The following is a 13,149-nucleotide window of genomic DNA, read 5'->3' as shown; positions in this document are numbered from 1 at the left end:
GTCACATCGAAACTCCGACGGCAATTCTCATGAACGCCATCGGGAAATGCATCGTCATTCCGTACCAGTTTCACCCGCTGACTTTGTTCAGAAGTGCGAACCGATGCGGGATAGGCTGAGGGAGGGGTTCGTCGAATGCCCGCTCTTCCCGCTCACCGACCTAGCTGAACGGTTGCGATGATGAATGGCCATGGAGCCCGGCTCGACAGCATCCTGAGTCACCTGGGCGGCACGTTGCTGGAGGAAGTGGCGGGACGCATCGATCCGGCGGTCGTCGTCACCGACGTCGTCATCGATGAGCGCCACGGGGACGAACCGCTCCGGCCCGGGGCCGTGCTGCTGTGCGCCGGCGCCGATGCGGGAGACATTCCGGCGCTGCTCGAGCGAGCTGTCGCGGGCGGGGCCGCGGCAGTGGTCCTGCGGGGACCGCTGGCCCTCGATGGAGGAGCCCGCACCGCTGTCGAGAACAGCGGGGTCGTCCTGCTCGCCCTGACGCGCGGGGCGAGCTGGGCACAACTCGTGGTGCTCCTGAGGTCGTTGCTGTCCAGCAGCGTGATCGGCGGGGCCGGCGAGGAACTGCTCGCGGGGTTTCCCGCGGGGGATTCGTTCGCCCTGGCCAACGCCATCGGTGCGCTTCTCGACGCACCGATCACCATCGAGGACCGGGACTCGCAGGTGCTGGCGTTCTCGGGCCGCCAGGACGAAGCCGATCAGACCCGCATCCAGACGGTCCTGGGTCGCGTCGTGCCCCAGCATGCTCGGCATGCCCAGGAGCGTGCCGGGGTGTTCACACGCCTTTACGCCAGCGAGAAGCCGATATTTGTCGATACGCCGCTCATCGAAGGAGTGGCGGGGCTGCCACGCGTGGCGATGGCCGTGCGTGCCGGAGATCAGGTGCTGGGTTCGATCTGGGTGGCGGTGCCGAGCCCTCTCAATTCCGAGAAAGAGCAAATGCTCGTTGACGCGGCGAAAGTCGTGGCGCTTCATCTGCTTCGTCATCGGGTGGGTGTCGATGTGGACCGGCAGGTTCGCGCGGATCTCATCGCGACCGCTCTCGGCGAAGGTCCCGCAGCGCCGGAGGCGATCGAGCGCCTCCGGTTGGCGGGCCGACCGGTCACCGTGATGGCCATGGCCGTTTCCGAGATGACCACCGCCTCCGCTGCGGGCGCACCGACGAGCCGCCAACTGTTGGAGCGGACTGCCGACGCGCTCTCGTTCCATCTCTCGGTCGTGACCCCGGGATCCGTGGCGGCTCTGGTCGGAGACGTGTGCTACGCGATCGTCCCGAGTCCCGCACAGGGCGCCGACGCCGACGATCTGCCCGAGAAGGCGCAGTCGGCTGCGCGGGACTTCCTGCAGCGGGCCTCTGACGGGCTGACCGGTGTGGTTCTCGGCATCGGTCGCGCCGTCGATTCGTCCGGCCCCGCTGACCTGGCCCGATCCCGGCACGACGCTGACCGGACGCTGCGAGTGCTCCGCCAACGTCCCGGGCGACGTATCGCCCGGTACGCCGAAGTCCAGGTCGACGCACTGCTGTTGGACATCGGCGATCTGCTGCGCAGCGAGGGCGGCCTTCTCGACGGACCGACCGAGCGTCTGCGCACCTACGACCGAGAGAATGGCACCGCCCTGGTCGAGACTCTGACCGCCTGGCTGGACAGTCTCGGAAATGTTCTGGGCGCCTCCGCCTCGCTCGACGTGCATCCGAACACCTTCCGATACCGGCTGCGGCGGGCCGCGGAGATCGCCGGGACGGACCTGAACGACCCCGGGAAACGCTTCGCCGCGATGCTCGAACTCCGCGTCATGCGAGCGGACTCTCCATGAGTTCACCTCCTCCCAGGGCGTCCGCGCGGGCCCGCTCGACCAGCCGACAGGACGGCTGGTCGAGCGGGCCCTTCCACATCGCAGCCGCAGACACCGGCCGTGAACGGTCAGGCCACCTTCGGGGCCGCCCGCACCCCGTAGTGCACGTACGGCTCGCCCGTGGGCAGCGTGTAGAACGTGACCGGGGTCCAGGTCCGTGATTCCGGGGCGAGGAACGCGAACAGGTCGTCGGAGACCGGTACCAGGTCGTACTCCTGCGTCGGATCCGGCGCGAGTTCGGCCAGGGGACCGGTGAGGGTCTGGCGCAGGCGCAGCCCGTCCCCGGTCGGCAGAACCTCGGCGCGCACCCCGGCCCGCTCGTACACACCGGCGTGCCGCCGCGCGTCCACGGCGGGAGGTTCGGCGGCCGGTTCGAGCGGACGCGACATGGCCACCCCGGCCAGCTCCGCGAAGATCTCCCGGTACAGCCCCTCGTACAGGTCGCGTGGACTGCCGCCGTTGGTGAGCAGCACCACCGCGAGTCCTTGCTCGGGGAGCAGCCTCAGGAACGCCGCCTGGCCGATCGTGCCGCCGTCGTGGCCGATGACCTGGTGCCCGTCCCAGTCGAAACGTATCCAGCCCAGGCCCCAGGAGTCGCCGATGCTGTGCGGATCGGGCAGGTTCGTCTGCCTGTCGGCCATCGCGTGCACCGACGCCCGCGCGAGCAGGCGCTCGCCGTTGGGTGCCAGCCCGCCGGTCAGGTGCAGCCGGGCGAACGCCAGGACGTCCGCGGTCGCCGCGCCGACCAGACCGGCGGGACCGACCGAGCGCGGCAGCCCCCAGACCGGTGCGGACGTCGGCTCGCCGCCGCCGGGCGAGAGATGGCCGACCGCCGCGCGGAACAGCAGCGCTTCCTCCGGCAGCGTGATCGTGTGGCTCAGGCCGAGGGGGGTGAACAGCCGCTCGCGCATCGCGAGGTCCCAGGTCTTGCCGGTCAGTTTCTCGATGACCCGGCCGGCGAGGACGAATCCCGAGTTGCAGTAGGAGAAGGTCGCCGCGAGCGGGTGGTTCTGTGCGACGCCCGCGAGCTGGTCGACGTAGCGCTCCAGGCAGTCGTCGCCACGGCCGGTGTCGGTGAACACGTCGCCGTCGATGCCGCTGGTGTGGGTCAGCAGATGGCGCATGGTCACCTGCCTCGCCACCTGCGGATCGGCCAGTCGCAGCTCGGGCAGGACGTCCACTATCGGCGCGTCGAGGTCGAGCAGCCCCTCGTCGACCAGTTGCATCACGACGGTCGTCGTCCACACCTTGGTGATCGAGCCGATCTGGAACAGCGAGTCGTCGGTGACGTCGACGCCGGTGTTCGTGCTCAGGACACCGTGGCTCGCCTGCACCAGCTCGTCGGCGCCGTCGGGTCCGACGCGCAGGACGCCGAGCGCTGCTCCGGGTACGCGATGTGCGCGCGCCAGTTCGCTCAGCCGGCGCTGCCAGTGGGCGGCGTCGATCGGCACCCGCACCGCGCTCCCCTTGGGCCTTGCGTGCCGCTCCACCCAGTCGACGACGCGTCGGTTGAAGTCCGCCCGGTGCGAGGGCCTGCCGTCGAGGATGAACAGGTGCGAGCTGCCGGGGTACAGCACCAGCCGGGCCGGGACGCCCCGCTCACGCAGCGCGGTGAACCACTGTTCCGCCTGACCCACGGGACAGCGCACGTCGTCGGCGCCCTGCACGATGAGCGTCGGTACCTGGACCTGGTCGACGTGGGTGAGTGGCGACTGCTGCGTGTACGCCCGTTCCTCCGCCCAGGGGGTGCCGCCCAGTTCGCGCACGCCCATGTGGTGGCCGGCGTCCGAGGTGCCGGCCATGCTGGTCAGATCGCTGACGACCCCACCCGCGACCGCAGCCGCGAACCGGTTGTCGCGGCTCGTCAGGTAGCAGGTCATGAAGCCGCCGTAGCTGTAACCGGACACGGCCAGCCGGTCGGCGTCGGCGACGCCCTCGGCGACGAGGTGGTCCAGTGGTTCGAGGAAGTCCGGCGCGTCCGCCTGCCCCCATGCGCCGAGCGCCGCGGTGAGGAACTTTTCGCCGTAGCCGTCGCTGCCGCGTGGGTTGAGCAGCAGCACCGCCCAGCCGCGCGCGGCCAGCACCTGGTGGTAGAGGTGGGTGGCGTCGGCTGTGCCGCTCCAGGCGTTGTGCGGGCCGCCGTGGATGTCCAGCAGCAGAGGCGAGGGGCCGGTGCGGGCCGGGTCGCGCATCAGCCAGCCATGGACCACGGTGCCGTCGGAGATCGTGAACTCCCGCTCCTCACGGGCGAACAGCTCGACGTCGGCGACGCTCTCGCCGTGGTGTGTGCGCGCCTCGACCGTCCCGTCGGCGAGGCCGACCGTCGCGATCTCGCCGAACGAGGACGGCGTGGCGAGGAGGATCGCCACGGTGTCGCCCGCGACGGCCAGGTCGCCGACGGTGTTCCCCGCGCCCCCGACGACTGGTCGCGGCGCGCCGCCGTCGAGGCCGACCGAGTAGAGGTGGGTGCAGCCGCGCTCCCGCACGCAGAACAGCACGCGGCCGTCCGCTGTCGGGCGTGGCGCCGCGCCGGGATAGCCGGGGCCGCCCGGCATCACGTTCCGGTCGAGGGCAGCCGTCAGGTCGATGGTGTCGCCGCCGTCCAGCGGCACCAGCAGCAGTCTGGTGTGCCCGATCTCGGTGTCTCCCCGCCCGACGACCAGCAGCGCCCGACCGTCGGGGGTCCAGGTGACCGTGGCTGCCGTGCCGTCGCCGGAGCCCGTCGACTGCGGCTCGGCGGCGCACTCGCTCAGGTCGAGGACGTAGGCGGCGGACCGCAGCGTGAGGTCGGCGTCGGGCTCCCGGGCGCCGGGGAACGCCAGCCGGGTGCCATCGGGCGACCAGGCGGGATCGCCCGCGTTCCAGTCCCCCGATGTGACCTGCCGGATCTCCCGTGTGCCTACGTCGAGGACGTGCACGTGCCTGCGCAGGGTCCGTACGAGACCCATGCCGTCGGCCTTGAAGTCCAGCCGGTCCGCCACGACCGGGGCATTCGCCCGGCGTGCGCGTGCGGTGGCGTCCTCGCCGTCCGCCGCGGCGACGTCGACCGGCGCCGCGAAGGCGATCTTGCTGCCGTCCGGGCTCCAGACCGGCGCGCCGGCGCCCAGCGGGAGTTGTGTCGCTTGCTCGGCCTCCCCTCCGGCGGCGGGCAGGAACCACAGTTGCGGGGCCGAGTCCCCGGCGCGCAGGAACGCGATGCGTGTGCCGTCCGGCGACCACGCCGGTGCCGCGTCGGCAGTGCCCCGGGTGAGCTGCCGCGCCTCGCCGCCCGCGGCGGCGACCTGCCAGAGCGCTCGCACGTCCCGGTCGCCGTCACGGTCGGCGGCGCGCAGCACGTACACGATCCGGCTGCCGTCCGGCGAAACACTCGGCTGCTCGGGGACTGTCACCTCGTACAGGTCTTCAATGCCAAGGCGTCGGGTCATCGCAGGAGGCCTCCTCGTGGGATTGCGGGCTGTTCGCTGACGCTCGGGGAGAAGTGGCAGGCCGCTCGGTGCCGGCGGGTCGCCGCGGCGTCGGCCGGGTCGGAGCTGAGGCAGACGGTGCGCTCGGTGTGCGTGAGCGGGCCGATCGGGCAGCGGGGGTGGTAGCGGCAGCCGGTGGGCGGGTGGTGTGGGTCCGGCGGGTCCGTGTCGCCGATGCCGTCGCCGTCACCGGGGCCGTCGAACAGGCCGGTGCGGGCGGACGGGGCCGCGGCGAGCAGGTCGCGCGTGTAGGGGTGTTGCGGGTCGTCGAGGACTTGCGCGGCGGGGCCCGTCTCCACGATGCGGCCGAGGTACATGACGGCGATCACGTCGCTGAGGTAGCGCACCACGGCCAGGTTGTGCGAGATGAACAGCATCGACAGGTCCAGTCGTCGCTGCAGTGTGCGGACCAGATTAAGTACGGCGCCCTGCACCGACACGTCGAGCGCGGACGTGATCTCGTCGGCGATCAGTACCTGCGGCTGCCCGGCCAACGCGCGGGCGAGCGCGACACGTTGCCGCTGCCCGCCCGACAGGTGCTTCGGCAGCATCCCCGCCCGGTCCGGGTCGAGGTTGACCAGTTCGAGCAGTCTCGCCACCTCGGCCCGCCGGCCCGCGCCGCCCTCGCGGGCACCGCGCGGCAGGGCCTCGGTGATCGACTCACCGATGCTCATCCGCGGATCCAGCGAGGAGTACGGGTCCTGGAACACCATCTGCAGCGGCCGTCTTCGTGGCAGGCTCTTCACGTCCACGCCGCCGAGCAGGACGCGGCCCGCGCTCACCGGTGCAAGGCCCACCGCGGCCCGTGCCAGGGTCGACTTGCCCGATCCCGACTCCCCGACCAGCCCGACCACCTGTCCCTTGGGCACGGTCAGGCTGACCTGGTCCACGGCGGTCAGGCCGCCGCGCCGGGCGCCGTAGCGCACGCTCACGTCGTCGAACACCAGCGCGCTCATTCGGCACCTCCGTAGACGGCTTCCCGGCCGGACTCCGGCGTGACGGCGCCGTTCGGATGCCAGCAGGCGACCCGGTGCGCCCAGTCGACCCGCTCCAGTACCGGGTCCTGGCTCCGGCACCGGTCCGTCGCCGCCGGGCAGCGGGCGGCGAACGCGCACCCCTCGGGCACGTGGTCCGGCTCGGGCGGCCGGCCGGGGATCACGGCCAGCGGCTCGTCGCGGTCGGTGTCCAGTTCCAGCGTCGCGGCCAGCAACGCCCGGGTGTAGGGATGTCTCGGTACGGATGTGAGGTCGGCGGTGGGAAGGTCCTCGACGACGCGCCCCGCGTACATGACGAGCATCCGGTCGCAGGTCTGCGCGACGACCGTGATGTCGTGGCTGATCAGGAGGATCGCAGCGTTCTCGCTCTCTCTGGTCCGCGAGAGAAGGCGCAGTACCTGGCGCTGCACGGTGACATCCAGCGCCGTCGTCGGCTCATCGGCGATGATCAGCTTCGGCTCGCCCATCAGACCCATGCCGATCATCGCGCGCTGCCGCATCCCGCCGGAGAACTCGTGCGGGTACTGCCGGGCACGTCGTTCCGCGGCGGGAATGCGCACCGCGCGCAACCGGTCCACTGCTCTGGCGAAGGCTTCGCGCCGGTTGAGGCCGTGGTGCTGCTCCGACGCCTCCGCCAGCTGGCGGCCGATCCGCCGGGCCGGGTTGAACGAGCTCATCGGATCCTGGAAGACCATCGCCAGCGACGTGCCGAGCAACCGGCGCAACTCCCGCTCCGGAGTCGTCAGGAGCGGAGTCCCCGCGAATTCCAGCCGGTCCGCGGTCACCACACCCGGCGTCTCTATCAGCCGGGAAACCGCCAGCGCGGTCAGGCTCTTGCCCGACCCGGACTCCCCCACCACGCCGATCGCCTCGCCGCCCCGCACGGTGAAACTCACCCCGCGTACCGGGACCGTCCACCCGTCCGGACGCGGGAACGCCACCTGGAGGTTCTCCACCAACAGCACCGGTTCCACGCCGGGTTCCGCTGCCGCGGCGGGACGGGCGGGCGGCGCCGGCCGGGCGGGGATCCGCGCGGTCGGGGTGCGTACGCCGATCACCGCGGCGACGGTCTCGCCCACCAGGTTGAACGCAAGACCGGCCAGCACCACCGCCGCGCCGGGAGCGAGCGCGGCCGCCGGGTTCACGTAGATCCCGTCCAGTCCCTCGCCGAGGAGCCGCCCCCAGTCGTATCGGGGTGCCTGGACGCCGATGCCGAGGAAGGAGAGCGAGGCGAACGCGAGCAGTGCCCCGCCCGCGCTGATGGTGGCGTTCACCAGCAGCGGCTCGCCGATGTTGGGCAGGACGTGCCGGACGAGCAGCCGGAGCCGGCCGACGCCCGCGATCCGCGCAGCCGATACGTAGTCCCGCCCCGACACCGACGCGGCGAGTGTCTGCGCCAGCCTCGCGAAGCCCGGCGCCGTCGCGAACGCGATGGCGAGGACCGCGCCTCGGGTGCCCACGCCGAAGACGACCGCGAAGAACAACGCAAGGAGCAGCCCGGGGAACGCCACCGCGATGTCCACGGCGGAGGTGATCAGCCTGCCGGCCCGGCGCGGCAGCACCGACGGCAAGGTACCCAGCACGAGGCCGACCGTGACGCCGACCGCCGTGGCGATCACCGCGAGTTCGACCGAGAACCGGGTGGCCACGAGCGTGCGGTAGAAGATGTCCCGGCCGAGCGAGTCGGTACCCAACAGGTGTGCCCCGGACGGACCTTGGCCGATCGCGTTCGTGTCGACCGCGGCCGCCTGCCCGCCCCACAGCACCGGTCCCAGGACGGCGAGTGCGGCCAACGCCACCAACAGCGCCACGGAGCACGCCCCCACCGGGGTGCGCAGCGCCGCCGACCAGGCCGAGCCGCGCCTTCTCCACTGCCATGTCGACGTCATCAGCTCTCCCGGATCGTCGAGCGCGGGTCGAGCACCGCCAGCAGCACGTCGACCGCCAGGTTCACCAGCAGCACCCCCATGCCGTACACGAGCACGATGCCCTGCACCGTCGGATAGTCCTTCGCCAGAATCGACTGCACGATCGTCGAACCGAGCCCGGGCCAGGCGAAGACGTTCTCCACGAGCACCGTCCCCGCGACCATCGCCGTGAGCATCAGCCCGCCCAGCGTCAGCGTGGCGGTCAGCGCGCTCGGCAGCGCGTGCCGGACGTACACGAGCCGGGCGGGCAGCCGTTTCGCCCGGGCGGTGCGGACGAAGTCGTCGCCGAGCACGGACAGCATCTCCACCCGTACGATCCGCGCCAGCACCGCCGTCGCACCGGTCGCCAGTGCCGTCACCGGCAGCACGAACGCGCTCGCGCCGCCGTTCCCGGCTACCGGGAACCAGCCAAGGCGCACGGCGTAGAACGCGACGAGGCCCACCGCGACCAGGAACTCCGGGACGGCGGCCAGGAACACGCTCACCGAGGTGAATCCCAGCTCGACGCCCCGGCGTCTGCCGCCTCTGGTCAGTACCGCGAACAGCACGCCGAGGGGAATCGCCAGGGCGACCACCACCACGAACGCGGGCACGGCCAGCGCGAGCGTCGCGGGCAGACGGTCACCGATGACTTGCGACACCGGCAGGTTGCTGGTCATCGAGGTACCGAAGTCGCCGGTGAACAGGCTGCCCAGATAGTGGCCGTACTGCACCCACAGCGGGTCGTTCAGGCCGAGCGCCTGGCGCCGGGCCTCGACCAGCTCGGTGGGTGCGGTCATTCCCAGCGCCGCCCGGACCGGGTCACCCGGGACGAGGTGGATCATCAGGAATGCCGTGGTCACCAGCACCCACAGCGCGACGAGGAATCGCCGCAGCCTGCGCCGGGCGAACTGCAGCCATGGGCCGCCCCGGATTCCGGCACGCGAGGCGGCCGCCACCGCAGCGGTGGCCATCAGCCGTACATCCGTATCGACGACGGCGTGATGGAGCCCGCGCTGACCTCGAACCGCGCTCCGGTGCCGAAGAACGGGATGACCGAGTGGACGTAGGGGACGACGTCGACGCGCTTGATCAGCGACGCCTCGGCCGCGAGCCACGCGCGGCAGCTGTCGTCGCCGACCAGCGCCGACGCCCGGCGCACCTGAGCGTCGTACCCGGCGTTCTGGATGTGCGCGAAGTTGGTGCCCTGCGGCGGCGTCCTGCCCGACATGAACTGCACTGCCTGGCTGGGCAGTTCGAAACCGAAGGGAGCCATCGAGACATCCCACGCGCCGGTGCTGAACAGCGCCTGGTCGAGCCCGGAGCTGTCGACGCCCTTCAGCTTGACCTCGACGCCGATGCGCTTCCAGGTCTGCTGCGCCAGCTCCGCGGTCGGCGCTATGGTCGGCCCGAGTTGCGTCGCGTAGGTCATGGTGAGGGCGAGCCGCTTGCCGTCCTTGACGCGCACGCCACCCGGGCCCGTGCGCCAGCCCGCCGCGTCCAGCGCGGTCCTGGCCGCGGCGAGGTCGTGCGCGGGCAAATTGCCCTTCACGGTGTCGCCCGTACAGGCACGGGGTTCGGCCGTGACCATGCCCGTGGCCGGTGTGCCGGTGCCGCTGGTGAGCACCTTGCCGAGCTGCGTCAGGTCGAGTGCCTGGACCAGGGCGCGGCGGACGCGTTCGTCCCGGCCGGCGCGGCCGGGAGCCTCGTTGAAGAACAACTCCCCCATCGGAGCGAGGTAGTCGGCGTGGAACAGCTTCTGCGCGGAGAGCCGCTTCTTGTCCGGCCCGACCGTGGCCGCGGCGTTGAGGCCGCCGGAGAGCAGCAGGTTCGCCGAGGTGGTGGCGTTCGGGACCACCCGCACGACCACCTTGTCGGGCAGCCCCGGCTGGTCGGTCTTCCACGCGCCCGGCCCCCACGTGTAGTCCTTGCGCCGGGTGAGCGTGTAGTGGTCGTTGGGTACGGCCTCGGTGACGGTGAACATGCCGGTGCCCGCGCCGCCCTTGGCCAGCAGCGAACGGTCCCGCAGGCCCGCGGCGCACACCATCGGCAGCCGGCCCGCGTTGCGCAGCAGGAACGCGTCCGGCGCTCCGCTGGTGAGCGTGACGGTGCGGCTCGCGTTGTCGCCGGTCGCCTTCGTTCCGGGCGCGATGGTCACCCCCGCGAACGGGGACTTGTTCGCCGGGTCGCCCACGAAGTTGATGTTCGCCGCGACGTCCGCGGCGGTCAGCGGCGAGCCGTCGGCGCAGGTGATGCCGCTCCGCAGACTGAAGGTGGCTTTCGTCGTCGTGGCGCGCCACTTGTCCGCCAGTCCCGTAACGGGCTTTCCGGCGGCGTCGACGTTGAGCAGCGAGTCGTAGAGGTAGCGATCGGTCTGGATGGCGACCGAGAGGACCGTCATCTGCGGGTCGAGGCTTCCGGGGTCGGACGCGATCGCCTGCGTGAAGGTCCTGCCTTCCGCCAGCTTTTGGTGTGCGGTCCGCCCCTGTGTGGACTGCGAGACTCCCCCGCACGCGCTGACCGTCAGCGCCAGCGCGCCGAGCAGCACGACCCGGCGCCTCACGACGTCACTCCGTGGCGGAGATGGTCCACGGCGAGCCGGGCGGCCCTGCCGATCGAGGTATCGACAGCGGGCCGGCGGTCCTCCAGGGAGTCCGCGCGGGTGAACACCGCGACGGCGTACTGCCTGCCGTCCGGGTAGGTCAGCACACCTGCTTCGTTGCGGACCGCGGGAAGCGTGCCCGTCTTGGCCGCCACCTGGACCCCGGTGTCGAGGCCGGACGAGATCCGGTGCGGCCAGATCTGCCGTCCCATGATCGCGCGGACCTTCTCGCAGGCCCCGGGATCGGCCGCGCGGTCGGTCCAGATCGCGTCGAGCAGCCGGGTGATCTCCCGCGGGGTGGACGACGTCGTCCTGGCCGGGTCCAGCACCGCCAGCTTCCACAGCTGTTCCGGGGTGGCCGCGGCGAGCACGGCCTCCACGTCGTCGCCTTCGCCGGCACCGAGGTCGGACAGCAACGACGCGAACAGGTCCTCGCAGCAGCCGCGGATGCGCGTTCGGGACAGCCCGAGGTCGGTGAACACGCGGTCCACGGCGTCCTGTCCGACCCGGTGGAACACGACGTCGGTGGCCGCGTTGTCGCTCATGGTCAGCATGAACAGCGCCAGGTCGCGCCAGCTCATCTCCACGTCGTCGGCGCAGCCGGCCGTGCCGATCCCGCCGACGCGGTAGCGCGCGGTGACCCGTGTCCGTTCGGTCTCGTCCAGGCGTCCGGCGGCCACCTCGCGGACGTAGGCGACCGCGACCGGGATCTTGAACACCGACGCCAGGACCACCGGGGCGTCCGCGCCGACGGCGACCTCGGGGCCGTCGGTCACCCCGACCTCACGGGCGTGCAGGAACCCTTGCGCTCCCGCCTCGGCGAAGACCGCGGCGATCTCGTCGGCGATGGCGTTCACCGGCTCACCCGCCGATCGGCCCGGCCGGTGTGCAGGAACCGCGCCCGCCCGGTCCCGTCGTCCCCGACGAACGCGTGCACCATGTGCATGCCGCGCTGCGGCTTCACGGGGATCAGCTTGTCGCCGTCGTACGCGACCAGTTCGATCCTTTCCGGCGGACCGCCGTCGAGTTCGGCGAACACTCCCTTCGGGGTCCGCTCGGCCCACAGCCTGCCGTCGGTGTCCTCGCTGACGACGGTGTCGCCGACGGACGACGCGTACGTGCCCACGAACCTCGCTGTCTCGACACGGGGGGCGTCGGCGGCCGGCACCGGGAGCGCCGGCATCTCTGTTCCGGCCAGCTCGCGCAGCACGCGTCCGACGAGTTCGACGTACAGCGGGAGCGGGTTGCCGCCGTTGGTCAGCAACGCCACCGCGATGTCGTGTTCGGGAGCCACTCGTAGGAAGGCCGACTGGCCGAGCGTGCCTCCGTCGTGGCCGACCACCGCGCCGCCGGGCCAGTCGAAGAGCGACCAGCCCAGTCCCCAGGCGTCGCCCATCAGCCCGAGATCCGGCAGTTCCACCTCGCGGCGCCGCATGGCGAGCGCGCTCTCCGCAGTGAGTACCGCCGTCCCGTCGGGCCCCCTGCCCCCGTCGAGATGCATCCGGGCGAACGTCAGCAGATCCCGCGGCCGCATCGCCAGCATCGATCCGGCGGGCGCGTTCGACCGGGGCAGCGCCCAGACCTGCGCGGGCTGCGGCTCGGCGTCGGGGTCGGGCGTGAGGTGCCCCGACGCGGCACGGAACCTGACGGCCTCGTACGGGCTGGGGGCGACGTGGGTCAGCCCCAGCGGCGTGCACAGGTGGTCGCGCAGGCAGTCGTCGTACGACTTGTCGCGCAGCACCTCGACGATGCGACCGAGTACGCAGAAGGCGGCGTTGTTGTACGAGAACATCTCGCCCGGCGCGAACAGCTGGGGCACGTCGGCGAGGAGGGTGACGAGCCTGTGCACCGCGTCGTCCCCGCGTCCGGTGTCGAGGAAGACGTCGCCCTCGAACCCCGAGGTGTGGCACATCAGTTGGCGTACGGTGATCTTCGCGGAGGCCGTCTCGTCACCGACGGCGAATTCGGGCAGGTACGCCCGGACCGGGGCGTCGATGTCGAGCGCGCCCTCGTCGACGAGCTGCATTGCCAGCGTGGTCGTCCAGACCTTGGTGATCGACCCGATCTGGAAGACGGAGTCCGCGGTGGCCTCGACGCCGGTGTGCTTGTTCAGCACCCCGGCCGCACGGTCGATCATCTCTCCGTGCGCGTATACGGCGATCGACGCGGCCGGCACCTTGTGTTCGGCCAGCAACTCAGGAAGGCGACCTTCCAACCAGCCACAGAGTTCATTGAGTTCGGACATGTGCACCTCTTGTCTCGGCGAGGGAGAACGGGTGATTCCGGGAGGGTATGACCTGTGCGCTCATGGCCGA

The 13,149-nt window shown here is 71.4% G+C and carries 8 protein-coding genes; 1 reads left to right on the top strand and 7 read right to left on the bottom strand.

Going from position 1 to position 13,149, the window contains the following annotated elements; all coding sequences use genetic code 11:
- Positions 1-177: 177 nt before the first annotated feature.
- Positions 178-1,827 (top strand): PucR family transcriptional regulator, encoded by a 1,650-nt coding sequence (locus tag OHO83_RS42660; RefSeq protein WP_330280638.1) that lies wholly within the window; start codon positions 178-180, stop codon positions 1,825-1,827.
- 107 nt (positions 1,828-1,934) lie between these two features.
- Here OHO83_RS42660 and OHO83_RS42655 read toward each other — a convergent pair whose 3' ends face one another.
- From OHO83_RS42655 to OHO83_RS42625, 7 genes are read right to left on the bottom strand one after another with little or no spacing between them, the layout of a single operon-like run.
- Positions 1,935-5,291, bottom strand: a complete 3,357-nt coding sequence (locus OHO83_RS42655) for a serine hydrolase (protein ID WP_266680594.1) — start codon at positions 5,289-5,291, stop codon at positions 1,935-1,937.
- A complete protein-coding gene (locus OHO83_RS42650; RefSeq protein ID WP_266680592.1) occupies positions 5,288-6,286 on the bottom strand; it encodes an ABC transporter ATP-binding protein in 999 nt (332 codons plus the stop codon). Before OHO83_RS42650 ends, OHO83_RS42655 begins: the two co-directional genes overlap by 4 nt.
- On the bottom strand, positions 6,283-8,214 hold the full coding sequence (locus OHO83_RS42645; protein ID WP_266680590.1) for a dipeptide/oligopeptide/nickel ABC transporter permease/ATP-binding protein: 1,932 nt from the start codon (positions 8,212-8,214) through the stop codon (positions 6,283-6,285). Before OHO83_RS42645 ends, OHO83_RS42650 begins: the two co-directional genes overlap by 4 nt.
- Positions 8,214-9,206 carry an ABC transporter permease gene (locus tag OHO83_RS42640; RefSeq protein WP_330280637.1) on the bottom strand — a complete coding sequence of 331 codons (993 nt, stop codon included), beginning with the start codon at positions 9,204-9,206 and terminating at the stop codon, positions 8,214-8,216. The genes OHO83_RS42645 and OHO83_RS42640 overlap by 1 nt, the downstream gene beginning before the upstream one ends.
- Complete coding sequence (locus OHO83_RS42635; RefSeq protein ID WP_266680586.1) at positions 9,206-10,795, bottom strand: ABC transporter substrate-binding protein; 1,590 nt, start codon at positions 10,793-10,795, stop codon at positions 9,206-9,208. Before OHO83_RS42635 ends, OHO83_RS42640 begins: the two co-directional genes overlap by 1 nt.
- The gene (locus OHO83_RS42630; RefSeq protein WP_266680584.1) at positions 10,792-11,691 is read right to left on the bottom strand and encodes a serine hydrolase; all 900 of its coding nucleotides are present in this window, start codon (positions 11,689-11,691) and stop codon (positions 10,792-10,794) included. The genes OHO83_RS42635 and OHO83_RS42630 overlap by 4 nt, the downstream gene beginning before the upstream one ends.
- Positions 11,688-13,079 (bottom strand): serine hydrolase domain-containing protein, encoded by a 1,392-nt coding sequence (locus tag OHO83_RS42625; protein WP_266680582.1) that lies wholly within the window; start codon positions 13,077-13,079, stop codon positions 11,688-11,690. Before OHO83_RS42625 ends, OHO83_RS42630 begins: the two co-directional genes overlap by 4 nt.
- Positions 13,080-13,149: the final 70 nt, after the last annotated feature.

This window comes from Streptomyces sp. NBC_00569 (assembly GCF_036345255.1).
Classification (GTDB): Bacteria; Actinomycetota; Actinomycetes; order Streptomycetales; family Streptomycetaceae; genus Streptomyces.
Note: the sequence above shows the minus strand (reverse complement) of the source record. Positions and strands in the feature narration are given on the sequence as shown.